The sequence below is a fragment of the Hymenobacter sp. UYP22 genome, assembly GCF_040547285.1.
Classification (GTDB): Bacteria; Bacteroidota; Bacteroidia; order Cytophagales; family Hymenobacteraceae; genus Hymenobacter.
The window spans coordinates 473,183-497,284 of the sequence record NZ_JBEPPK010000001.1 but is presented as its reverse complement, the minus strand read 5'-3'; the positions used below and the strand labels follow the sequence as shown (position 1 = coordinate 497,284).

Here is a 24,102-nt window from a genome sequence, read left to right as displayed (position 1 = left end):
CCGCTCCGTTCTTTCTTCCGCTTCTCTCACTCCAGTTTTTAGCCTCCTGCCTATGATGTGCTGATCCCCTTGCTGTACACGCTGTACCTCAGCAGCACAACAACTCCCATCTGGCCTGTTAGCGACGGCCGGTTTGTTGCGCTGCAGTTTTTCCTTCCGGGTTTACGGCGCCTTAGCGCTGCGCTGGGCGCGTTTCATCAATTCCCACATTTTATGAACCATCCCCTACACGCCTTTTCGCCCTTTTCCTGGAAAGGGGCGGCTCTGCTGCAACCCCTATGTATCACGCTGCTCAGCAGCGGCATAGCCACCGCCGCCTCATTGCCCACTGCTGCCCAGGAGTATCTGGAGAAGCCCATCACACTGCAGGCCGAGAATGAAACCGTGCAGACGGTTCTCACCAAAATTGAAACCCAGGCTAACATCCGGTTCCAGTACAGCCGCCAGCTGATTGGGGCCGGCCGGCGGGTGACCATCCAAACGGCTGGCCAGCCCCTGGCCGAGGTGTTGCACGTGCTGCTTGATCCGCTGCAGATTGCCTATGAGCCCATTACGAGCGGTATAATTCTTAAACCCGCTGCCGCCGCTGCCGATATTACCGTAGCCGGCCGCGTGCTGGATGAAAAAGGCTCCCCGCTGCCCGGTGTGAACGTGGTAGTGAAAGGCACTGCCATTGGCACCCAGACGGATGCCGACGGGCGCTACTCCCTGCAGGCTCCGGAGGGCGGTACGCTGGTATTCTCCTTCGTGGGCTACACGGCCCAGGAAGTATCCATCGGCGGGCGCACTACCGTTGATGTTTCCTTCGCCGCCAATGAGGCTCAGCTGAATGAAGTAGTGGTAGTAGGCTACGGTACGCAGCAGAAGCGCGACGTAACTGGCTCTATTGCTTCGGTGAAGGGGGAAGTGCTGGCCAACCAAGCCTCCCAGAATGCGGTTAGCTCCCTGCAGGGCAAGGTGGCCGGCGTGCAGATTACCAACACCGGCCAGCCCGGCGCTACCCCCCAGATTCGGGTGCGCGGTACGGGCTCGGTGCTGGGCAGTGCCAACCCCTTGTACGTGGTGGATGGTACCTTCGTGGATGATATTGCCTTCCTGAACCAGGACGATATTGCCTCTATCGAAATCCTGAAAGATGCCTCTAGCGCCGCCATCTACGGGGTGCGCGCGGCCAACGGGGTAGTACTGGTAACCACCAAGCGCGGCAAAGCCGGTGCGCCGAACGTAAGCTACAACGGGTTTGCTGGGGTGCAGCGCATCACCAACAAGGTGCAGATGGCCAACGCCTCGGAGTATGCCACCCTCATCAACGAGCGGACTGGCGCCCAAACGCTGGCTACTAACCTGCCCACCACCGACTGGTTCGACCAGATTTCGCGCACGGCTTCTATTCACAACCACCAGCTCAGCATGTCGGGTGGCTCGGAGAAGGTAACGTACAGCGTGAGCGGGAGCTACCTTAAGCAGCAGGGCATCGTGAAGAATAACGACTACGAGCGTATCACGGCCCGCTTGCAAACCGATTACAGCCCCACCGACCACATCAAGGTGGGTTACAGCGCCATCTTCCAGAACAACCGCTCCACGGACATTCCGGCCGATGTGCTCTTCTACCAGGCCTTCGTGGCACCACCGGTCCTGCCGGTGTTCGGTGCCAATGGCCGCTACGGCGACTCCAAAGATTTCCCACTGGGCAACTTCGCCAACCCTCAGGCTACACTGGACCGCTACAACCAGAAATCCAATGGGCAGCAGCTGGTTAGCAATATCTATGCTTCGGTTAACTTCCTGAAGGCGTTTACGCTGCGCTCCAGCCTGGGCGTGAACTACGGCGTGGCCCAATACCGGAACTACCAAGCCAAGGATTCGCTCACGAGCACGCAATTCTCTACGCGTAGTAACCTCACGGCTTCTAACTCCAAGAACAGCCGCTGGCTCTGGGAAAATACCCTGACCTACGACCACGCGTTTGACGACGGTAACCACCGCGTAACGGCGTTGGTAGGTGTGTCGGCTCAGCGCGACCAGTTCAACCAGTTCATCGGTACCATTAACGATGTGCCGTACTACAACGAGTCGTCGTTGTACCTGGGGCTAGGTACGGCCAGCACGGCCCGCATTCAGACACCGGCCGACAAATACACGTTTGCTTCGTACTTCGGCCGCCTGAACTACGCCTTCAAAGACCGGTACCTGCTCACGGCTACCCTGCGCCGCGACGGTTCCTCGAAATTCTCGGATGATAACCGCTACGGCTTATTCCCCTCAGTTGGAGCGGGCTGGGTACTCACCGAAGAAGGCTTCCTGAAAGACCAGAGCACCATTGACCTGTTCAAGCTGCGGGGCAGCTGGGGCCGCCTGGGTAACAACAACATTCCTTCCAACATTGCCATCCAAACCGTGGCAGTAGGAGCCGGAGCGCAATACTACACGGCCGTTTTTGGGGGTATCCCGTACACCGGCGGCAACATCAACGCCTTGGCTCAGCGGACCCTGGATTGGGAAGTGACCGAGGAAACGGATTTTGGAGTCGACTTGGGCTTCCTGAACAACCGCCTAACCTCGACCATCGACTTCTACAACCGCCGTACTTCCGATGCTATTTTCAGCATTCCGGTGCCGGCCACAGCGGGCTTGCGCGACAGCCGTACCACGGGTAACTACGCCACGCTACGTAACCGGGGCGTTGAGTTCACATTGAACTGGGCCGACCAGTCGAACGACAAGTTTGGCTACAATGCTGGCTTCAACGTGAACTACAACCAGAACCGAGTGCTGAACCTCACGGCGGTAGGCGCAGACTTACCAGCCGGCAACCTGCCAGTAGGCGGTGTGCAGACTTCTATTGTGCGTGAAGGACTGCCGCTGGGTGCGTTCTACGGCTACGAAGTACAAGGTATCTTCCAGACGGCGGACGAGGTGAAGAACTCTCCGCAAGCTACAAGCGGGGCCGTTCCGGGCTCGTTCCGGTACCGTGACTTGAACGGGGACGGTAAAATTGATGCGCTCGACAAGAAGGTTATCGGCAACCCCAACCCCAAGTTCAACTACGGTATCAACCTGGGGGTACATTACGGACCCTTTGATATTCAGCTGGATTTGCAAGGCGTAGCTGGTGTGGATATCTACAACGGTACCAAAGGGGTGCGTTATGGTAACGAGAACTTTACCAAGGACTTCTTTGACAACCGTTGGCACGGGCCGGGTACTTCCAACGAGTACCCCGGAGCTACGCTGAGCGGCAACGACTTGAACGCCAATACTTGGTATATAGAGAAGGGTGACTACATCCGCATCCGGAATGTGCAGGTGGGTTACACCTTGGCCAAGGCCTTTGCCAACACCTTGCACGTGCAGGGCGTGCGGTTCTACGCCAACGCACAGAACCCGGTAACCTGGTTTAATTACTCAGGCTTTACGCCGGAAGTGGGTCTGCTGCGCAACTCTACGGGCAACCTCAGCCCTGGCATCGACCTGAACGTGTATCCACTCTCGGCCACCTACAATGTGGGCGTAAAAGTGACCTTCTAACCGCCAACCCATCCCACCATGTACCGCAATTTTTCTTTTATAAAGCGCAACGCGCTGAGTGCGTTGTGCATTGCCACCCTGGCTGGCGGCATCACCGCCTGCAAAGACTCGTTTCTGGATGTTGAGCCTCAGGGCCAGCAGCGTGATACCCAGTTTTTCACCAACCAAGAGCAGGCTCTGCAGGGCGTCAACTCCATTTACGGCAACCTGCGCGCCTGGCCGCTGGTAGCGTTTGCCCACCTAGCCGTTACCACGCTTACCTCCGACGATGCCGATAAAGGCAGCGTATCCGGTGATGCTGCCTTCTTGAACAACTTCGATAACTTCACTTTCTCCTCTACGGAGGGCATCCTGAACGATTATTGGGGCGGTCAGTACCAGGGCATTAACTTGTGCAACCAAGTGTTGGCCAATGTGCCCAACATCAACATGGATGCCACGCTTAAAAATCGGTTGCTGGCGGAAGCCAAATTCCTGCGGGCCTACCACTACTTCAACCTGGTGCGGGCCTACGGCGGCGTGCCCCTAGTGCTGAAACCCATTACCAACACCAGCTCCCCGGATGAAATCAATCCGGCTCGGGCCAGCAAGGATGAGGTATACACCCAGATTGTGGCGGACCTGACCGAAGCCGGCGCTGTACTACCCACCACGTACTCGGCCGCCGATAAAGGACGGGCTACGAAAGGTGCCGCTTTGGGTATGCTGGCTAAGGTGAAGCTCTACCAGAAGCAGTGGGCCGAAGCTGTGTCCCTGACCGATCAGGTAATTGGGCTGGGCTACTCGTTAGCTCCTGACTTTGACCAGATGTTCCGCATTGCTGGTGAAAACGGCCCGGAATCTATTTTCGAAATTCAGGCCCAGACAATTCCTGGCAACTGCGACGCCTCCAACAGCCAGTGGGCGGAGGTGCAGGGCGCCCGTCCGCAGTTTGGCTGGGGCTTCTTTATCCCCACGGCTGACTTGGTTGCTGCTTTCGAGTCCGGTGACAAACGCCGGGAGGCCACCATTCTGTACCGCGGAGAAACCACGCCCCAAGGTGACAAGATTGACGCCGCTGCGGCCAACCCGTACTACAACCAGAAAGCCTACGTGCCTTCCTCGGCCGACCGGAGCTGCGGTTACGGCAAAGACCAGAACGTCCGCATTCTGCGCTTAGGCGAAATTCTGCTCATCAACGCCGAAGCGGCGAATGAACAGGGACAAACTACCAAGGCCCTCGCCGCAGTAAATCAGGTGCGCGCCCGCGCCGGCTTGGCGGCCCTCACCACCACCGACCAAGCGGCCCTGCGTCAAGCCATTTGGAAAGAGCGCCGCGTCGAGCTGGCCCTGGAGAGTGGGGACCGGTTTTTTGATTTGGTGCGCCAGGGTCGGGCTGGAACGGTGCTCCGGGCCCAGGGCAAGCAGTTTACCGATGGTAAAAACGAGTTGTTCGCCATTCCGCAGCAGCAAATCACCATTACGGGTGGTAAGCTGACACAGAATCCGGGCTACTAAGTCCCGGAAAAGCCCCGGAGCCGACTGCCGGTTTCGGGGCTTTTTTTCGGTGCAATTCCACAGGTATGAACTGGACATCTTCCCTTCGCTGGATACTGGGGCTAGCACTGCTGGCGGCGTGCCAAACGCCCGCCAACGATCCACCGGCGCCGGCCCCCGACCCTACACCTACGCCCACCGTTAGCAGCGTAGCCGCCGACCGTGCCCTGCTGAATAAAGTACAGGAGGCTACTTTTCGCTATTTCTGGGATTACGCCCACCCTGTATCGGGTATGGCCCGGGAACGAACTGGCTCTGGTGAAACTGTTACCAGTGGTGGTACCGGCTTTGGCGTGCAGGCCATAGTGGTAGCCAGTAGTAGAGGATGGGTGACCCGGGCCGACGCCGTAGCGCACCTGACGAAAATCTGTGCATTTCTGGGCAAGGCCGAGCGGTTTCATGGAGTGTGGAGTCACTGGCTGAACGGCAGTACTGGTGCAGCTATTCCCTTCAGCCAGCAGGATGATGGGGGCGACTTGGTCGAAACCTCCTACCTCATCAACGGCCTGCTGATTGCCCGCACGTATTTCAACGGCTCCGACCCCGCCGAAACCGCCCTGCGCCAGCAGATAACCCAGCTTTGGGAAGGAGTGGAGTGGGACTGGTACGCCTCCCGCGGTGACGGGCTGCTGTACTGGCACTGGAGCCCCCTCTACGGCTGGTCTATGAACCTGCCTATTCGGGGCTGGAATGAAGCTTTAATAACGTATGTAGTGGCGCTTGCCTCGCCTACGCACCCTATTGCCCCGGCTACGTACCGGAGCACCTGGGCCGCGGGCCTTAGCACTGCTCCCTCGACGTACGAAGGCTATCCATTGAATGTGGGCCCGGCCTACGGTGGACCACTTTTCTTCGCGCATTATTCCTTCCTGAGCCTCGACCCCCGGCAGATGCAGGACCAGTACGCCAACTACTGGCTGCAGAATGTGCGTCATACCCTCATTAACCGGGCGTGGTGCGTGTACTCGGCCCCAAAAAGCTACGGCTACTATGCCAGCTCCTGGGGCCTTACCGCTTCCGACGACCCCGCCGGCTACCGCGCCCACCAACCCACCGACGACAACGGCACCGTGGCCCCCACGGCGGCACTGTCGTCCATGCCCTATACCCCGTACTACTCCATGCTGGTGCTGCGTAATCTGTACAGCACCACTCTAGGGGCAGTAACTGGGCAGTATGGTCCATATGATGCCTACAACCGCAGCCAAAATTGGATTGCCGGCAGCTTCCTGGCCATCGACCAAGGCCCAATTGTGGCCATGCTGGAAAACTACCGCACCGGCTTGCTGTGGCAGTTGGGCCGCAATACGCCCGAGCTGCAAACCGGGCTACGGCTGGCGGGCATTCAGCCCCCGACCTACGAAACCGGTTTCTCGCTAGCCGTACCCGAAGTCCGGACCGGTGTAGTGGACCTGCTGCGCCACCCTGAGCAAGATGCCTACCTGATAGATATAGCCCTGGCCGCGCCGGGCAGCAGTACGCTCACGTTGCTGAAAGCCGATGGCACCGCGGCTGAAACCATCTGGCAGAACGAAGCCAAAGCGGCCGGTGTGCACGCAGTGCGTTTCGGCGCGGCGGCGGTTACCGGCACGTACACGCTGCGGCTGCAAACCGGTGCCATTACCAAAGAACTCTCCCTCTCCCTGCACTAAACCTTCCCACCCATGAAGCACCGTTTCGTCCTGCTTGCTATGACGCTGCTGCCCTGCGTTGCCGGGGCTCAGCAAAAGCCGGCGTCCCAGAAAGCGCCTACAACCAGCACCAAGTTTGACCCGAAACAACGTCCCCGCAACCTCACCGATGAGCAACTGCTAGACCTAGTGCAACGCCAGACGTTTCGCTACTTCTGGGACTTCGGGCACCCCGTATCGGGTATGGCCCGGGAGCGGAGCAACCGATCCTTTGACTACGGCGACGAAGTAGTAACCACTGGCGGTACGGGCTTCGGGCTCATGTCCATCATTGTGGCGGCGGAGCGCAAGTGGATAACGCGGGAGCAGGCCGCCGAGCGGACGCTCAAAATCGTGAATTTCCTGTGGAAGGCTGATATGTACCACGGTGTGTTTCCGCACTGGATGGACGGGGCCACCGGCAAAACCATCCGCTTCAGCCTTAAGGATGATGGCGGCGACTTGGTAGAAACTGCTTTCCTGTACGAAGGCTTGATTTGCGCCCGCCAGTACTTCACGGGCAACACCCCCGCCGAAAGCCAGCTTCGCAACAAGATTCTGTGGATGTGGGAAAACGTGGAGTGGAGCTGGCACCAGCAAGGCGGCCAAAATGTGCTGTATTGGCACTGGAGCCCCAACAACGGCTGGAGCATGAACCACCAGATTCATGGCTGGAATGAATGCTTGATTACCTACGTGCTGGCCGCCGCCTCGCCCAAATACGCCATTGATAAGAAGGTGTATGACCAAGGCTGGGCTACTGGCAACTACTTCAAAAACGGCAAGCAGTTCTACAACACCACGCTGCCCCTGGGCTTTGATTACGGCGGGCCGCTGTTCTTCTCGCACTACTCCTTTCTAGGCCTCGACCCCCGCGGCCTCAAAGACCAATACGCCGACTATTGGGAGCAGAACCAAGCGCACACCCGCATCAACTACGCCTACTGCGTAGATAACCCCAAGAAGTTCAAGGGCTATGGCCCCAACAGCTGGGGCCTCACCGCCTCCGATAGTTACCAGGGCTACGCCGCACACTCACCCACCGAGGACCTGAGCGTGATTTCGCCCACGGCCGCGCTGTCGGCTATGCCCTATGCGCCTAAGGAGTCGATGGCGGCGCTTAAGCACTTCTACTTTGATTTGGGCGACAAAATCTGGAGTGAGTACGGTTTCGTGGATGGCTTCAGTGAGCAGCAGAACTGGTACGCCAAGTCGCACTTAGCCATTGACCAAGGGCCGATTGTGGCCATGATTGAAAACCACCGGACCGGCCTGCTCTGGAAGCTATTCATGAGCAGCCCCGATGTGCAGCGTGGCCTCACCAAGCTCGGCTTCGAAAGTCCGCAGTTAAAAAAGTAAGCCGCACTTACATGCTTCTAAACCTGTCATCCTGAGCGGAGCGAAGGACCTTGTCACCCTTGAACGAACGTCGTAATAGTGCTCTGTTCTGCAGTAATAAGGTCCTTCGCTCCGCTCAGGATGACAGAGGTTTTCTGCTATCCATTGTTCGCCTTTATGTCCCGTTTCCTACTCCTGCTCTGTATGCTGCTGAGCCTCGCAGCCGGGGCCCAGCCTACGGCCAGTCCGGGCGGGCAGCACACGTACTGCAATCCGCTCAACCTGGACTACGGCTACACGCCCATCCCGAATTTCACGGAAGGCGGTCGGCACCGCGCCACCGCCGACCCGGTTATCACCCTTTACAAAGGCGACTATTACCTGTTCAGCACCAACCAATGGGGCTACTGGTGGAGCCATGATTTGTACAGCTGGAAGTTTGTACCCCGCCATTTCCTTAAGCCCGAGCACAAGGTATATGATGACTTATGCGCCCCGGCCGTGTTTGTGCTGGGCGATACGCTGTTAGTGTACGGCTCTACTCAGGAAAAAAACTTTCCCATCTGGATGAGCACTAACCCCAAAGCCGGGGAGTGGAAAGAAGCTGTGGATCCGTTTCAAGTAGGAGCCTGGGACCCGGACTTTTTTCTGGATGATGACGGCAAATTGTACCTCTATTGGGGTAGCTCCAACGTGTACCCGCTATACGGGCAGCAAATCAGTCGCAAAACCTTCCAGCCCATTGGGCAGCGCAAGGAACTGTTCAAGCTAAACGACGCCAAATATGGGTGGCAGCGTTTCGGCGAATACTTAGATAACACGTTCCTCGACCCCTTCATGGAAGGTGCCTGGATGACTAAGTATCAGGGCAAGTACTACTTACAGTATGGCGCGCCCGGCACTGAGTTCAGCGGCTACGCCGATGGTGTGCAGGTAAGTAACAATCCGCTGGGCCCCTTTACTCCGCAGGCGCACAACCCGTTTGCCTACAAACCCGGCGGTTTTGCCCGCGGAGCCGGCCATGGCAACACGTTCCAGGATATCTACGGCAATTGGTGGCATTTGTCGACGATGGTTATATCGGTAAAAAACAATTTTGAGCGGCGCTTGGGAGTGTGGCCGGCAGGCTTTGATAAGGATGGAGTATTGTACTCCAATACTGATTTCGGCGACTATCCCCACTACCTGCCCACCGGAGCCGCCGACCACCTGAAAAGCCAGTTCACGGGTTGGATGTTACTCAACTACCAAAAGCCCGTGCAGGCCTCCAGTACGCTAGGTGGCAACCTGCCCAACTACGCCGTAGATGAAAGTATAAAAACCTATTGGAGTGCCAAAACTGCCAATAAAGGCGAATATCTGAAGACGGACCTGGGCGAGATTAGCACGGTACACGCCATTCAGCTGAACTACGCTGACCAGGACGCTGAGTTCCTGGGCAAGCAGCAGGGTACCTACCACCAGTACAAGCTCTGGGAGTCGAAAGATGGCAAAAAGTGGAAGCTGCTGGTGGATAAAAGCCAGAACATAACCGACGTGCCTCACGACTACATCGAGCTGGAAAAGCCCGTGCAGACTCGTTACCTCAAACTGGAAAATATCCACATGCCAACGGGTAAGTTTGCCATCAGCGGACTACGAATTTTTGGCAAGGGGGCGGGTTCAGCACCCAACCAAGTGAAAGGTTTTGTAGTATTGCGCACCGAGAAGGACAAGCGCAGCGCCTGGCTGAAATGGGTTCCTTCCGACGATGCCTACGCCTACAACATTCACGTAGGCGTAGCGCCCGATAAGCTCTATAGCTGCATCATGGTGCACGGAGCCGCCGAATACTACTTCAAAGGCATGGACAAGGACCTGCCGTACTACTATACCATCGAGGCAATCAACGAAAACGGCATTTCCGCGCGCACTCCCGTGCTGGAAGTAAAATAATTGGTTGCTGATTGTCCGCCCGTTGTTCCAAGTTGTAGGCCAGGAATCTCGTGCGCTGGTGTATAGGAGTAGTGTTGCTACGTCAGCCCGCAAGGTGCTTTGACCTTACCTCAGCATGATATCCGGTTTAGCGTTGTTAGACCTCCCTGTCTGCCCCCTGATTTTGCCTATTTCATAATTCCATTCCCACATGAAACGAGTTTTTCGAACCGCCCTGCTCATGTCGCTGGGGCTGCTCACACCTCAACTTCAAGCTCAAAAATCCACCGTTCCCATGGCTGCCTCAGCTATGGCCGACGACCCGAAGATGACCAAGTTCATCAACGAGTTGATGCAGAAGATGACGTTGGAGGAAAAAATCGGTCAGCTGAACCTGATTACAGTAGGTTTCGATGTGACCGGGCCGGTTGTGAGCAAGGACGTGGACGCCAACATCCGCAAGGGCAACGTGGGCGCAGTACTGAACACATTTACCCCAGTGGCCGCCCGCAAGCTGCAGGAAATGGCCATGAAGGAAAGCCGCCTGCACATTCCACTCATCTTCGGCTACGATGTGATTCACGGGCACCGTACTATTTTCCCCATTGCCCTGGGCCTGGCCTCTAGTTGGGACCTCACGGCCATGGAGCGTAGCGCCCGCATTGCCGCCGAGGAAGCCTCCGCCGACGGCATCAACTGGGTGTACTCGCCGATGGTGGACATTGCCCGCGACCCGCGCTGGGGCCGCATCAGTGAGGGCTCGGGCGAGGACCCATACCTGGGCTCCCAGATTGCCCGCGTAATGGTGCGCGGCTACCAGGGCGACGACCTGAGCAAGAATAATACGGTGATGGCCTGCGTGAAGCACTTTGCGCTGTACGGGGCCGCCGAGGCCGGGCGCGACTACAATACCACCGATATGAGCTTGGTGCGCATGTACAACGAGTACCTGCCACCCTACAAAGCGGCCTTCGACGCCGGTGCTGGCTCGGCCATGTCGTCCTTTAATGACATCAACGGAGTGCCTGCCACTGGCAACAAGTGGCTGATGACTGACCTGCTGCGGGGGCAGTGGGGTTTTAAGGGCTTTGTGGCAACGGACTACACGGCCATCAACGAAATGACGGCCCACGGCATGGGCGACGATGCTCAGGTATCGGCCCTGGCTCTGAACGCGGGCATCGACCAGGACATGGTAGGGGAAATCTTCCTCAAAAACCTGGCTCAGAATCTGAAAGATGGCACCGTGAAGCAGGAGCAGATTGACCTGGCCTGCCGCCGCATTCTGGAAGCGAAGTGGAAGCTGGGCTTGTTCAAAGACCCCTACCTCTACACCAACGAGAAGCGCGCCAAGGCCACCATGATGAAGAAAGAGTTCATCACGGATGCCCGCGACATTTCCCGCAAGAGCATGGTGCTGCTGAAGAACAGCAACCAAACGCTGCCCTTGAAAAAGCAGGGTACCATTGCGCTTATTGGCCCACTGGCTACTCGTCAGCGGGATATGATTGGCTCCTGGAGCGGAGCCGGCGACTGGAAACAGGCGGTATCCTTGGAGCAGGGCATCCGCAGCGTGGCGGGCAGCGGGGTGAAGATTGTAACGGCCCAGGGCGCCAACTTCACCGACGACCAGCAGATGATTGACCGCCTCAACGCCCACGGCGGCGAGCTGAATGTGGACAAACGTAGCTCGGAAGAAATGATTCGGGAAGCCGTGCAAACTGCACAGGGCGCCGATGTGATTGTGGCCGCCGTGGGGGAAAGCCAGGGCATGACCGGCGAGGCTGCCAGCCGCGCTGATATCGGTCTGCCTGGCCAGCAGTTGGAGTTGCTCAAGGCGCTCAAGAAAACCGGCAAACCTCTGGTAATCGTGCTGATGAACGGCCGCCCCATGACGCTGCCTTGGGAGGATAAAAACGCCGACGCCATCCTGGAAACCTGGTTTGCGGGCACTCAGGCTGGCAACGCCATTGCCGATGTGCTGTTTGGCGCTTACAACCCGTCGGGCAAGCTCACGGCTACTTTCCCGCAGCACGTGGGGCAGATTCCACTGTACTACAACCACAAAATGACCGGCCGGCCTTACCAGGGCGTGGCCCTGGACAAGTACAAGTCGCGGTACATGGATGTGAGCAACGACCCGCTGTATCCCTTTGGCTATGGCCTGAGCTACACCACCTTTGAGTACGGCAAACCCGAGCTGAGCACCACCACGCTGCCCATGAACGGCACCCTGGACGTGAAAGTAACCGTGCGCAACACCGGCAACTACGACGGTGAGGAAGTAGTGCAGCTCTACACCCGGGACATGGTTGGCTCCATTTCGCGGCCGGTGCAGGAGCTGAAAGGCTTCCAGAAAATCATGCTGAAGAAGGGGGAGAGCCGCACGCTCACCTTCCGCCTCACGCCCGAGGACCTGAAGTTCTACAACACCGACCTGCAGTTTGTGGCCGAGCCCGGCGACTTCCAGGTGATGGTGGGCGGCAACTCCCGCGACGTGCAGATGGCCCCTTTCAAGCTGGCTGCGCAGTAAGTAATGGCCGATACCGTTCCCTCCAAACCGCATTTTCCGGCTCTGGATGCGTTGCGTGGCGTGGCGGCGTTGCTGGTGGTGGCTTTTCACCTGCTGGAAGTGCACGCCACCAGCCACCTGGATCAGCTCATCAACCACGGCTACCTAGCCGTCGACTTCTTCTTTCTGCTCTCCGGGTTTGTGATTGGCTACGCCTATGATGACCGGTGGAGCCGGATGAGCCTGGGAGAGTTCTACCGACGGCGGCTGGTGCGGCTGCAGCCCATGGTGGTGCTGGGCATGCTGATTGGGGCGCTGGCCTTTTACGGGCAAGTGAATCCACAGTGGCCGCTTATTGCCCAAACCTCCGTGGGTAAACTGGTGCTGGTAACCGTGCTGGGCTGCCTGCTGCTGCCGGTGCCGCCCGCCCTGGATGTGCGGGGGTGGCAGGAAACTTTCCCGCTCAATGGCCCCGGTTGGTCGTTGTTTTTCGAGTATGTGGCCAACCTGCTGTATGCCGTGGTGGTGCGCCGGTTTTCGCGGGGGGCACTAACCGTGCTGGTGGCGGTAGCCGCGGCGGCGCTGCTCCACCTGACCCTCACCAGCCCTAACGGCGACGTGGTGGGCGGCTGGTCGTTGGAGCCGGCGCAGCTGCGCATTGGCTTTACCCGGGTACTATTTCCGTTTTTTGGGGGGCTGCTGCTGTTTCGCACGGTGCGGCCCGGCCGCATCCCCTATGGCTTGCTGTGGAGCGGCCTGTTGTTGGTTACCCTGCTAGCCTTGCCCCGCATAGGTAGCGCGGGGCAGCCGTGGCAGAACGGGCTGTATGAGGCGGGTAGCATCCTGATTGGCTTTCCGCTGGTGGTGTACCTGGGCATAAGCCATGCGCAGACTTCGGCAACAGTTCAGCGCGCGAGCCGGGTGCTGGGCGAGCTTTCCTACCCCTTATACATGGTGCACTTTCCCTTCGTGCACCTGTATTTTGCTTGGGTGCACACCCATAAACTAGCGCTGAAGCAGAGCGCACCCGTGGCCGCTGGGGTGTGGCTGGGCACGGTGGCGCTGGCTTACGCCTGCCTGAAATTTTACGATGAGCCGGTGCGGGCCTGGCTGAGCCACTGGGTACTGCGGCGGGCCCAGCCGGTGAGCAAAGCGCAATAAGTATAATCAACTACCCCAACCTGCGCCTCGTGTGGGACGAATGCGCGGGGGCTTCCGGGAACCAGAATGCTAGTTAGGGGAGCGGACTGATTTTCCGGAAGCCGTGTATACAAAAAGGGCGAAGCCACACTGGCTTCGCCCTTTTTGTTTGTCATTCCGAGCAAAGCGAGGAATCTGGGTTACTCCCAAAAGGCTGACCCAGATTCCTCGCTCGCTCGGAATGACACTTCACTACTCAAACTGCAAATGCTGGTTGAAGAACGGCAGCAGGTTCAGGTACACGCGCCCCTCCCGGCCCATAATGCGGTTGCCGTGGTTGCCCTGGTAGCCTTCGGCGGCATGCGGGATGCCGTAGGCTGAGAGCTGAGTATCGAGCATGCGGCAGGTGGCCGGAATGTGCTGGAATTGGTCCTGCTCACCCCAATCGAAGGCCAGGCCGCGCAACTGGCGTAGGCTGGAGAGGTGAGCGGGTAGTAGCTCGGTGGGCGAGGTAGCGCCCCATTGGGCCAGCACCGCGTCACGGTGACGGAGGCTGTCGGCGCTGAAGGAGTAGGGCAGGGCTGCGCCAAACGCACCTTTGCCGGGCGTGGGCGAGAAGGCCCGGGCGCAGGCTACCAGCCGCACAGCATTAAAGTCCTTCAGCAACTCAGCCCGGGAGGTGGCCCGGCTGGCCAGCGCCTGACTGGGCCGGGCGGCCATCCACTCGGGGTGGGGGGCTACAAAGCCGGGACTGAGGGCATAAGCGGCGGCGTAGCGGCCGGGGTAGAGCATGGCCAGCCGCAGCGTGCCGTTGCCGCCCATGCTGTGGCCCGCCAGACCCCGGCTGGTGGGCTGAGCCAGCGTACGGTAGTTCTTGTCAATGAAGCTCACTAACTCTTTCGCCGTGAAATCAGCCCAGGGACCGTTAGTGGCGGAATTTGTGTAGAAGCTGCCCTGAAACAGCGTCTGCTCATTGGGTACCACCACAATGAGCGGCCGAATCTGCCCGGCGGCAATGGCCTCATCCAGCAAAGCGGCCATGCCGTCGGCGTGGAAGATGAGGCTGTCGTTCCAAGTGAAGCCGTGCAGGTAGTAGAGCACCGGGTAGCGTTTGGTTTGGCTGGCCTCATAGCCGGCCGGCAGGTACACGCTCACGCGCCGCCGGGGGTTCTCGCCCCCAGCGTTGCCCTTCAGCAGTTTCGAATCCAGGTAGGTAACCACCACGCGGCCCTTCGCGGGCGTTTGGGCCGGGGCTGGCAGTTGCCTAAGCAGCGTTAGCAGCAGCAGTAAGGAGAAAAGGCGCATGGGTACAAGAAGGGACAGGAAAAAAATAGAACGTCATGCAGAGGCGCAGCCGAAGCATCTCGCGGGCTGATGTCTGGATAGCACCATAACATCAGCCCGCGAGATGCTTCGGCTGCGCCTCTGCATGACAGTTATGTGCTTAGTTCACCACCATCGTCATGATGGAGTGGGCCGGACTGGTGGTTTGGGCCGCCTGGCCTTTAATCCAGAGCTGGAAGGGCTGCTCTTTCTCGGTGCTGTTCATTACCACCACGGCTACTTTACCATCGGTATTCAGAAAAGCGGTAGCCTGCAGCACGTCGCGGCTGGAGGTAACGGCTACCCGCTTGGCCCCGGGACGGATGAACTTGGAGAAGTGGCCGATGTAGTAATAGGCGTTGGTGTAGATGAGCTTGCCGCTTTTGGTGTCGCCGATAACGGGGGCGTAGCAGAAGTTGCCCACGTGGTTGGGGCCGCCGGTTTCATCCAGCAGTATGTTCCAGTCGGTCCAGGCCACGGTGCCGGCGTTAAAGTCGTTGATCATGGAGTTGCCGTACCGCTCACCCAAGGTCCAGTCCTGCACGTTGCTGAAATCAAATTTCTCCACGCAGCCCTCCGTAAACACCAGGTTTTTATCGGGGTAGGTTTCGTGCACGCGGCGCAGGTTATCGAACTGCATGGCAGAGCCGGTCCAGGTTTCGTACCAGTGGAAACCCAGGCCCCAGTAGTATTTGCTGGCTTCGGGGTCATCGAACAAGGTGCTGGCCCGCTGGAACATCAGGTCCCGGTTATGGTCCCAGCCAATGAGCTTTTTGTCACCCATGCCTCCCTTTTTGAGAGTAGGCCCCAGGAAGTTCTTCACGAAGTCCCGCTCTTCCTCAGCCGTGAAAATGCAGGATTCCCACTTCTGCTTCGCCATGGGCTCGTTCTGCACCGTGAGGCCCCACACTGGCATGCCCAGCTTCTCGTAGGCCTGAATGAATTTCACGTAGTGGTTGGCCCAGGCCTGGCGGAACTCTGGTTTCAGCTTGCCGCCCTGCAAGAGGCTGTTGTTGTCCTTCATCCAGGCCGGGGGGCTCCAGGGGCTCACGTACAGGGGCAGCTTGCCCCCGGCCGACTGAATGGCCTGCTTGATAAACGGAATGCGGTACTGCTCATCGTGCTTCACCGAGAAGGTTTTCAGCTCCTTGTCGCCATCCTGCACGTAGGTGTAGCTGCCGCTGGAAAAGTCGCAGCTGGCAATGTTGGTGCGGGCCAGGGTGTAGCCAATGCCGTTGCTGGGGCTGAAATAGGCCTGCAAAAACTCCTGCTGCTGGGCCTTGGGCAGCCTGGCAAAGGTTTCGGCCGAGGCATCGGTGAGGGCCCCGCCAATGCCCAACAGCGTCTGGAAGGTGTGAGTAGGGTCTACGAATACCGTGGGTTGGGTTTCCAGGGGCTGGCCTACCTGCTGAAAGGCGAGCTTGCTGCCCGCGGCCAGCCGCTGGGGCGTGCCACTGGCGGTGGTATACACCTGCACCTGCCGGCCGGCGGCGGAGTAGGGTTTGGCTGCGCCCGAAGCAGATTTCTGGGCGGTGGCGGCCGTGCTGAGGCCCGCGGCTAGCAGCGCGGTAAGAAGGGTTTTGTGCATGGGAAAGAAAGGAAGAATCATCGAAAGGAGCTTACCACACGTAAGTGCCCGCCGCGCCGGCCCCCAGGGAGGTGGTAACAGTCTTGTTCCGGTACTGGATATCAAATGTTTGGGTGGCGCCGGCCTTGTTCAGCACAACCAGCACCTTTTTCCCCTCGGGGTTTTTGAAGGCCACGTTGGGCAGGTTAGTCGGTACGTTGGTGTTGATGCGCACCGAGCCGGGCCGCACAAACTTAGCCAGGTGCGCCACCGAGTAATAGGCCGTGTTGCGCGTTACGTTATTGCCATTGATAGTGAGGGCCCCCAGGCAATTAATGCACCCACCGGGCGTGCGGGGGCCGTAGTTCTGGTCGGCAGCCAGGTTCCACTCCAGCACATTACGGCTCCAGTTGCGCGTGGCCCCAATCATGAGGTTATCCATGTGCCAGGTAAAGTCGCCGTTGAAGTTCCCGGGGCCGCCTACCCACTGCTCCGTGAAGTACACGTTTTTGTTAGGGAAGGCGTTGCGCACCGTGCTCAGCGTGGATATATCCCCGGCATACAGGTGAAAGGCTGAGCCATCCACGTACTGGCTGGCCTGGGGGTCGCGCAGAATACTGAGCGGGTAGTCCGGCACGTCCAGGTTGTGGTCGTAGAGAATGATTTTGGTGCTGATGCCCGCCGCCCGGAAAGCGGGTCCTACATGGTCGCGGATGAAGGTGGCCTGCTCGGCGGCCGTCATTTCCATGCTGGGGTTATTGCCCCCATGTAGGGGCTCATTTTGCAGCGTAACTGCGTCAATCGTCACGCCCTCCGCCTTCATGCCCTGGATGTACTTCACGAAATACTGCGCGTATACAGCGTAGTACTCCGGTTTCAGAGAGCCGCCCACCGAGTTGTTGTTGGTCTTCATCCACACCGGGGCCGTCCAGGGGGAGCCCAATATTTTAATGGCGGGGTTTATGGCCAGAATTTCCTTGAGCACCGGCAGCAAGTGCCGACGGTCGGGGTCGAGGCTGAACCGGGCCAGGGTGGGGTCGGGGGCACCGTCGTCGTAGGTAAACACCGTCGCGTCCAGGTCGGAGGCCCCAATGCTCAGGCGCAGGTAGCTGGTGCCGATGTTGGTGCCGTCGGTGGCAAACAGCTCTTTGAGCAGGGCAGCCCGCTCGGGGGCGCCCATCTGGTGCAGGAGCTGGGCGCTACCACCCGTGAGTGTGTACCCGAACCCATCAATAGACTGGTAAGTTTGGGTGGTATCTACCGTTATGGCCGTGTTCTGGCCATTGCCCGCGACAAAGTTGAGCGGTATGGTGCTCTTGTAAAACCGCGTGGAGGGGTCGGTGGTAGTTACCCACAGGGCCACTTGGGAAGGCCCGCCCGGCCCAGGTGGCAGCGGCGGTTCGGGGGTAGGGTCGGAGCCCCCCTCGTTGCCGCCGCAGCCGGTTAGCAGGCCCAGGGCCAGCAGCCCGGCCAAGCCCTGGGAGTAGTTGAAGGTGATTCTCATACGGAAGGAATAAAGTAGGAGCGGAGAGGAAGGAAAGCAGGCCGGCAGCAGAAAACCGCCCGCTAGCGGGGCCAGGTATCGGAGCGAAAAGGGGAGGCCGGCAACCCGGCTTTGTTGTAGAGCGTGGCGGGCCGGTTGTTGCCCCAGGCATAGCGCACGGCTACAGGGTTGGGTACGCCCTCCGCCCGCAGCACTACCGTATTGCCCTCAACCCGGGCCTGGGCCCACACAAACTTCTTGTCAGGCCCGGCCACAGCAAAGGAAGTGACCCCGTCAGCGGCCGGCTTCAGCACCAGTCCGCCGCCCAGGTTATCAAAGGAGAGAACCAGCTGGCCGCCAGCGGTACTAAGTTTGGTGAACGTGGGGCCCGAGGCTACAGCGGCCTTATCAGCGTAGGCTACGCGGCGGGCGGCCAGGGCCAGGCGGTGGCCCACATCCTGCTTGTTACGGGGGTGAATATCGTCAGCGTTGCCCAGGTCCAGGGCTACGGCCATGCCGGTTTTGGGCACCGTGAGGCTGGTGTGGCGCTGGGCTTCGCGCAGGTGGGCCCAGTCGGTATCAGCGGGCGTGGCGGGGTCGTGCATGTAGCCGGCCAGCTGCACAAACAGGAAGGGCAGGGCCGGCTGCTGCCAGCGGCTGCGCCAGTCCTGAATTAGTACCGGAAACAGCTGCTGGTACTGTTCGGCCCGACCCGCATTACTTTCCCCCTGGTACCAGATTACGCCTTTCAGGGCATAAGGCAGCAGCGGGGCAATCATACCGTTGTAGAGGGCGGTGGGCTCATTCTGGGCCCCTCCCGGGTAGGGTGGCCGGGGCTGGGAGCCGGGCGTGGTAGCCGGGCGGTACAGCCACTCCCCGGCCAGCGGCACGGTGGTAGCGCCCACGGTAGCCGTCATTTCGGCGGGTTTGCCCCAGATGCCGCCCCCGCTGCCGGTATCCGTTACGCGCACGGTTACCACGTTGCGGCCGGCGCGCACCAGGGTAGCCGGCACCGTGTAGCGGCGCGGCGCGGCGTAGTCCCGCATGCCACCCACGGCTACCCCGTTAAAAAACGTGCTATCGGCATCATCCACCTGGGCCAGGCTCAGCGTGAGGGGCTGCCCGGCCGCCGAGGCGGGTAGGGTCAGGTCGCGACGCAGCCACACCACGCCATCAAAGTCGCTGAGCTCAGGGGTAGAGGCCTCCCAGATGCCGGGCAGGGGCATGGTTTTCCAGGAGGCAGTGGAGAGGTTGGGGTCGGCCCAGGTAGGCCGGCCGGGCACCAGGCCCTGGTCCTGGCCCTCGGGGCTGCGCTGCCAGGTCCTGAGGCGGGTGGCGTAGGCGGCTTCCTGCTCGGCAAAGGAGCCGGTTTGCTGCGCCAGCGAAGCCAGCTTGGGTTGGAAATCGGGGAGCTTGCGCAGGGCTTCGGCGCTGGTCCAGGCTTCAGCCGCCGTGCCGCCCCACTCCGAGGCAATTAACCCAATGGGCACGTTGTACTGCTGCTGCAAGTCGCGCCCGAAGTAGTAGGCCACGGCCGAAAAACCAGCCACCGACTGGGGCGTGCACGCCTGCCACTCACCACCGGTCAGCTCGGCCTGGGGCCGCAGCTCGGCGCGGTTGGGCACGTTGAACAGGCGGATGCGGGGGTGGTTGGCGGCAGCAGCGGCGGCGGCTCCCTTTTCGGTGTCGCGCAGGGGCCACTCCATATTCGATTGCCCCGAGGCCAGCCAGACGTCGCCCACCAGCACATCCGTGAGGCGCAGCGTGTTAGTGCCTTTTACTTCCAGCTCAAAGGGGCCACCGGCCTGCTGAGCCGGCAGGCTAAGCTTCCAGCGCCCGTCGGGGCCGGCAGTGGTTTGGGTAGTTTTCCCCCGAAACGTCACGTTCACCGCCTCGCCCGGCGCAGCCCAGCCCCAGAGCGGCAGCGGCGCGTTGCGCTGCAGCACCATGTGGGAGCTAACCAGCCGGGGCAGGCGCACCGTGGCCTGGGCCGCCGGAATAACCAGCAGACAACCAGCAAACAAAGAAAGGGAGCAGAGTTTCATAGGGAATTGAACAGCTGTATACACCTCCGGGGAATTCCATTGGGCACCGGAAGGTAGCTTCCCAGTGCCAATAGCTGCACCAGGGGCGGCAACTGCATGAGCGGTAGTTTGCCCGCCGCGCACTGCCAACCACCGTGGTACCCTGTAGCGTGTAGGTTTGTGGCAACAGGCAGGTTGTGAGTAGACGTATAATCGATAAGCAACAGGCGAAAAACCGGCCCCGAACAAGCTTCGGGGCCGGTTATGAAAACGGATTATTCGTGAGCTACTACCACGCGGCGGGTGAGTTGACCGGCGGGCGTATCCACCTGCAGCAGATACATACCGGCTCGTAGCGCCGCTACCGGCAGGGTCAGGTGGTTGTCGCCGGAGGTTACGGCGCGGTTGGGCTGGTTTACCACCAGGCGGCCGGTAAGGTCCAGGAGGCGCAGGTGCAGGCGCTGGGCTGTTGGGGCGTTGTAGTGCAGGCTCACCTCAGCATCGGCCGTGGTGGGGTACACTTGCAGGCGCAGGTCGTCGGCGGAGCCGGCTGCGGCCAGAGCCACGCGGGCTGCGCCCTGGTCCGAGAACCACCAGCGCTGATTGTCGCCCCCGCCCCAGGTCCACTGCTGCACGGCCGCGCCATCGGCGGTGGAGTTGTTCTGCACATCCAAGGCCTTGCCGCTAAACTTGTTGATAAGGCGGAAGGTCCCGTCGCCGTTACTAATAATCTGCCAGTATTGGCTGTCCTGGCTCAGCCAGTCCCACTGGTGGGTGAGGGCACCGTTGGCGGTGCTGGGGCCGGCCACGTCCAGGCTCTTGTTGCTGTTCAGGTTCACCAGGCGCACGTAGCCACTGCCAGCATCCACCAGCTTCCACTTCTGGCTGGCCGCGCCGGCCCAGGTCCACTGCTGCACCCGCCCGCCGTTGGCCTGGGAGTTAGCCGACACCTCCAGCGCCTTGCCGCCGTTCTTGGAGCTGATTTCGTAGATGCGCCCAATGGCCGGGCCGCTGGGCGTAGCGGCGGTGCCGTTGTAGTTGCCGCCGCCGGGGTAGTTCACAATGCCGTTCTGGTTCGGCGACACGGCCGCCACGGTGGTGTTGGGCACGCAGTTGGCAAACCGGATGTTGGTCAGCACCTGGTTGAGGCCCGCGGGGCCATCCACCACGTAGGGCGGGTTGATGTGCATGAAGGCCGGGTTGCTGCGGTCCTCGAAGCGCTTGTAGGTCCAGTGGCACCAGCCGATGCCCACGGAGTTCAGGTTCTTGGCCGCGTCGCGCATCCAGGTATCGGAGTTTTCGCCGGTTTCCCCTATCCAGATGGGCACGTTGTGGGTGGAGCGGAAGTTGCGCAGGTTACCGATGAAGCGTAGGTCGTTGGACCCGCCACCGGTGGAGTTCACGCCGTTGTCCATCTCGTAGCCCGTGCCGCTGTAGCGGTGCGAGTTATACACCAGGTTCGAGCGGTTGGGGAAGGTAAACGGCTCCAGGTAGTTGTAGTCGTTGCCCCAGCCATTGCCCTCCACCAGAATCAGGTGGTTGTCGCCCTGGCCCCGAATGGTGGTAATCAGCCGCTGAAATACGTCGTGAATCTTCTGGTTATTGGGGTAGTTGTTCGGCTCGTTGATGAGGTCGTACATGGCCACCCGGGCGTCGTTCTTGTAGCGGTTGGAAACAAACGACCACAAGCGGTTAAGTACATCCTGGTTGATTTGCCGGTTCCAGAGGTCATTGGCCACAATCTGGTCGGCAATGTTGGCGTCGGTGCCCTGGGAGCCGGGCACGGCGTGCATGTCCAGCACCACGTACATGTTGTTGGCTTGCGCCCAGGCCAGGGTATTGTCAATCATGCTCAGGGCCGCCATGTTGGCGGGGTCCGTAAACAGCTGATTGGCGTTGTACCAGTTGGTAAGCTGGCTCACGTAGGAGTCGTACGTGACAGTACCGCGCATCACGCTGTTGCGCACGGCCCGCTGGCTGGGCGTCAGAAACAGCTCGTAGTGCAGGGGCAGCCGGATGCAGTTAAAGCCCTTGGAGGCAATGTAGTCGATGTCGGGCTTGGTGATGAAGTTGGCGCGGTAGTTCTGGTAGAAGGTTTCCACGGCCGCGTCGCTCATGCCCGCGTTGTAGAGGCTCTTTTTTACCGCGCCCTGCGTCTGCTTCGTGGCGCCGTTTATCGCGGCCCCAGGCCAGCCCACCTTCATCATGTAGCCCTCCTGCACGGCCCAGTTGCCCAGGTTCATGCCGTTGAGGATAACCTCTTGGTTGCTGGCATTTACAATGCGTTGCCCATCGGCCCGCAAAAAGCTCTGCGCCTGGGCGCTTTGCCCGAGGCCTAAACCGGCGAGTAGCAGCGGCGCATACCGCAACGCCCGGGCCACGCGGCCCCCTGAAAAAGTACTGGTGTTCATGAAAGTGGGAATTGGTTGTGAAAAAGGAACTGAAAAAAGGCCTTGGGATGGCCCGAAAAGGTCAGTGGAACCAGCCCGGAGGCCGGCGTAATTCGCTAGGTCACTACCATTTCCCACGCAGCAAGAGGGGGCGGGGTACTCTGGGTATTCAGTTGATTGAGCAAAAGGTCAGCTGAGGTACGGCCCGACCTTCTGGGGTTCGGTAGGGCCGTACCTCAGTGAGTTTACCACACGTAGGTGCCGGCCGCGCCGGGCTGCAGCGTGGAGGTTAGGGTTTTGCCCTGGTAGCGTAGGCTGAAAGGCTGGGCCTGCTTGGAGTTGTTTTGCACCAGCACCACTTTCTGCCCATTGGGCGCTTTAAAGGCCACGTTGGGCAGGGTTTCGGAGGCCGTGGAGGCAATGCGCACCGAGCCGGGCCGGGCAAACTTGCTGGCGTGGGCAATGATGTAGTAGGCATCTTCCCGGGTTACGGTGCTGCCATCAATGGTGAGGGCGCCGCGGCACTCGGTGCAGCCCCCGGGCGTGTGGGGGTTCTGCTGGGGGTCGGCGGCCAGGTTCCACTCCAGCACGGTGCGGGCCCAGTTGCGCGTGGCCCCAATCATGAGGGTGCGCACGTGCCAGGGGAAGTTCTCCTCGAACTTGCTCTTCGAACCCACCCACTGCTCGGTGAAGTACACGTTGCGGTCGGGGTGGGCGTCGTGTACCTGGCTCAGGGCTTCAATGGGCCCGGCGTAGAGGTGAAAAGCCGAGCCATCCACGTACTTCTTGGCCTCCGGGTCATTAAGGATGGTCAGGGGATAGTCGGGCCGGTCGGCGTTGTGGTCGTACACCACAATCTTGGTGTCGATTTTCGCTGCCTGGAAGGCCGGACCCAGGTGCTTCTTCACAAACTCGGCCTGCTGCTCAGCCAGCATCAGCAGGCTGGGGTTGTTGCCGGGGTGCAGGGGCTCGTTCTGCACCGTAATGGCGTCAATGCGCACACCCTCGGCCTTCATCTGCTGCACGTACTTCACGAAATACTGCGCATAGGCCGGGTAAAACTCCGGCTTCAGGGAGCCGCCCTTGGAGTTGCCGTTGGTTTTCATCCAGGTCGGCGGCGACCAGGGGGAACCCAGGATTTTGATGTTGGGGTTGATGGCCAGAATTTCCTTGAGCACTGGCAGCAAGTGCTGCCTGTCCGGGGCCAGGCTGAACTTGGCCAGCGCAGGGTCGGTCTGGCCCTCGGGCAAATCGTCGTAGCTGAACACGGTGGCGTCCAGGTCGGAAGCCCCAATGCTCAGGCGCAGGTAGCTCACGCCAATGTTGGGGCCATCGGTGGCAAACAGCTCCCGCAGAATGGCTTTGCGGGCCTCGGGCGTCATGCGGTGCAGCAGCTCGGCGCTGCCGCCCGTCAGGCAGTACCCAAACCCATCAATGGTCTGGAAGGTCTGCTTGTCATCCACCTCAATTACGGGAGTGCCGACGGCCGGCGCGGTGCTGCTCCAGGCCGGCGCGGCCTGCTGCTGAAACAGCACCGATTTATCGGGGTTGGTTAGCCAGAAAGCGGCCGAACCCTTAGCTGGGCCCTCGGGCTGGGTGCGCTGACAGCCGGCACCCAGCCCGAGGGCCAGCAGGAAAAGAGCGGAGGAAGAGCGGGAAAGGAAGGACATGGGG

General features: G+C 60.1%; 13 protein-coding genes. 7 read left to right on the top strand and 6 right to left on the bottom strand.

Annotation, left to right across the window (positions count from 1 at the left end; all coding sequences use genetic code 11):
- Positions 1–213: 213 nt before the first annotated feature.
- The 7 genes from ABIB60_RS02190 (at position 214) to ABIB60_RS02160 (ending at position 13,662) form a co-directional block, all read left to right on the top strand.
- Positions 214–3,531 carry a SusC/RagA family TonB-linked outer membrane protein gene (locus ABIB60_RS02190; RefSeq protein ID WP_354577405.1) on the top strand — a complete coding sequence of 1,106 codons (3,318 nt, stop codon included), beginning with the start codon at positions 214–216 and terminating at the stop codon, positions 3,529–3,531.
- Between the two features lie 18 nt (positions 3,532–3,549).
- Positions 3,550–5,028, top strand: coding sequence for a RagB/SusD family nutrient uptake outer membrane protein (locus tag ABIB60_RS02185; RefSeq protein ID WP_354577404.1), 1,479 nt, complete (start codon positions 3,550–3,552; stop codon positions 5,026–5,028).
- 65 nt (positions 5,029–5,093) lie between these two features.
- Positions 5,094–6,719: a glucoamylase family protein gene (locus ABIB60_RS02180; protein ID WP_354577403.1), complete on the top strand. Its 1,626-nt coding sequence runs from the start codon at positions 5,094–5,096 to the stop codon at positions 6,717–6,719.
- A gap of 12 nt (positions 6,720–6,731) precedes the next feature.
- A complete protein-coding gene (locus ABIB60_RS02175) occupies positions 6,732–8,096 on the top strand; it encodes a glucoamylase family protein (protein ID WP_354577402.1) in 1,365 nt (454 codons plus the stop codon).
- A 156-nt stretch (positions 8,097–8,252) separates the two neighbouring features.
- Entirely contained in the window at positions 8,253–10,010 is a 1,758-nt protein-coding gene (locus ABIB60_RS02170) for a family 43 glycosylhydrolase (RefSeq protein ID WP_354577401.1), read from the top strand.
- Positions 10,011–10,200: 190 nt separating this feature from the next.
- On the top strand, positions 10,201–12,522 hold the full coding sequence (gene bglX, locus ABIB60_RS02165) for a beta-glucosidase BglX (protein WP_354577400.1): 2,322 nt from the start codon (positions 10,201–10,203) through the stop codon (positions 12,520–12,522).
- Positions 12,523–12,525: 3 nt separating this feature from the next.
- Complete coding sequence (locus ABIB60_RS02160; RefSeq protein WP_354577398.1) at positions 12,526–13,662, top strand: acyltransferase family protein; 1,137 nt, start codon at positions 12,526–12,528, stop codon at positions 13,660–13,662.
- 231 nt (positions 13,663–13,893) lie between these two features.
- On the opposite strand, the gene ABIB60_RS02155 is transcribed toward ABIB60_RS02160, so the two are convergent.
- The 6 genes from ABIB60_RS02155 to ABIB60_RS02130 all read right to left on the bottom strand — a co-directional run bounded on the left by ABIB60_RS02155 (position 13,894) and on the right by ABIB60_RS02130 (position 24,098).
- Positions 13,894–14,946: an alpha/beta hydrolase gene (locus tag ABIB60_RS02155; protein ID WP_354577397.1), complete on the bottom strand. Its 1,053-nt coding sequence runs from the start codon at positions 14,944–14,946 to the stop codon at positions 13,894–13,896.
- A gap of 139 nt (positions 14,947–15,085) precedes the next feature.
- Positions 15,086–16,552 (bottom strand): glycoside hydrolase family 30 protein, encoded by a 1,467-nt coding sequence (locus ABIB60_RS02150; protein ID WP_354577396.1) that lies wholly within the window; start codon positions 16,550–16,552, stop codon positions 15,086–15,088.
- Positions 16,553–16,583: 31 nt separating this feature from the next.
- A complete protein-coding gene (locus ABIB60_RS02145; protein ID WP_354577395.1) occupies positions 16,584–18,035 on the bottom strand; it encodes a glycoside hydrolase family 30 protein in 1,452 nt (483 codons plus the stop codon).
- A 62-nt stretch (positions 18,036–18,097) separates the two neighbouring features.
- Complete coding sequence (locus tag ABIB60_RS02140) at positions 18,098–20,059, bottom strand: sialate O-acetylesterase (protein WP_354577394.1); 1,962 nt, start codon at positions 20,057–20,059, stop codon at positions 18,098–18,100.
- A gap of 254 nt (positions 20,060–20,313) precedes the next feature.
- The gene (locus tag ABIB60_RS02135) at positions 20,314–22,449 is read right to left on the bottom strand and encodes an RICIN domain-containing protein (RefSeq protein WP_354577393.1); all 2,136 of its coding nucleotides are present in this window, start codon (positions 22,447–22,449) and stop codon (positions 20,314–20,316) included.
- 224 nt (positions 22,450–22,673) lie between these two features.
- Positions 22,674–24,098 carry a glycoside hydrolase family 30 protein gene (locus ABIB60_RS02130; protein ID WP_354577392.1) on the bottom strand — a complete coding sequence of 475 codons (1,425 nt, stop codon included), beginning with the start codon at positions 24,096–24,098 and terminating at the stop codon, positions 22,674–22,676.
- Between the last annotated feature and the right edge of the window lie 4 nt (positions 24,099–24,102).

Coding starts and splice junctions, on each gene's coding strand:
- ABIB60_RS02175 (WP_354577402.1), top strand. CDS start 6,732: ATGAAGCACCGTTTCGTCCTGCTTGCTATGACGCTGCTGCCCTGCGTT.
- ABIB60_RS02135 (WP_354577393.1), bottom strand. CDS start 22,449: ATGAACACCAGTACTTTTTCAGGGGGCCGCGTGGCCCGGGCGTTGCGG.
- ABIB60_RS02190 (WP_354577405.1), top strand. CDS start 214: ATGAACCATCCCCTACACGCCTTTTCGCCCTTTTCCTGGAAAGGGGCG.
- ABIB60_RS02160 (WP_354577398.1), top strand. CDS start 12,526: ATGGCCGATACCGTTCCCTCCAAACCGCATTTTCCGGCTCTGGATGCG.
- ABIB60_RS02145 (WP_354577395.1), bottom strand. CDS start 18,035: ATGAGAATCACCTTCAACTACTCCCAGGGCTTGGCCGGGCTGCTGGCC.
- ABIB60_RS02150 (WP_354577396.1), bottom strand. CDS start 16,552: ATGCACAAAACCCTTCTTACCGCGCTGCTAGCCGCGGGCCTCAGCACG.
- ABIB60_RS02185 (WP_354577404.1), top strand. CDS start 3,550: ATGTACCGCAATTTTTCTTTTATAAAGCGCAACGCGCTGAGTGCGTTG.
- ABIB60_RS02130 (WP_354577392.1), bottom strand. CDS start 24,098: ATGTCCTTCCTTTCCCGCTCTTCCTCCGCTCTTTTCCTGCTGGCCCTC.
- ABIB60_RS02155 (WP_354577397.1), bottom strand. CDS start 14,946: ATGCGCCTTTTCTCCTTACTGCTGCTGCTAACGCTGCTTAGGCAACTG.
- ABIB60_RS02170 (WP_354577401.1), top strand. CDS start 8,253: ATGTCCCGTTTCCTACTCCTGCTCTGTATGCTGCTGAGCCTCGCAGCC.
- ABIB60_RS02180 (WP_354577403.1), top strand. CDS start 5,094: ATGAACTGGACATCTTCCCTTCGCTGGATACTGGGGCTAGCACTGCTG.
- ABIB60_RS02140 (WP_354577394.1), bottom strand. CDS start 20,059: ATGAAACTCTGCTCCCTTTCTTTGTTTGCTGGTTGTCTGCTGGTTATT.
- bglX (WP_354577400.1), top strand. CDS start 10,201: ATGAAACGAGTTTTTCGAACCGCCCTGCTCATGTCGCTGGGGCTGCTC.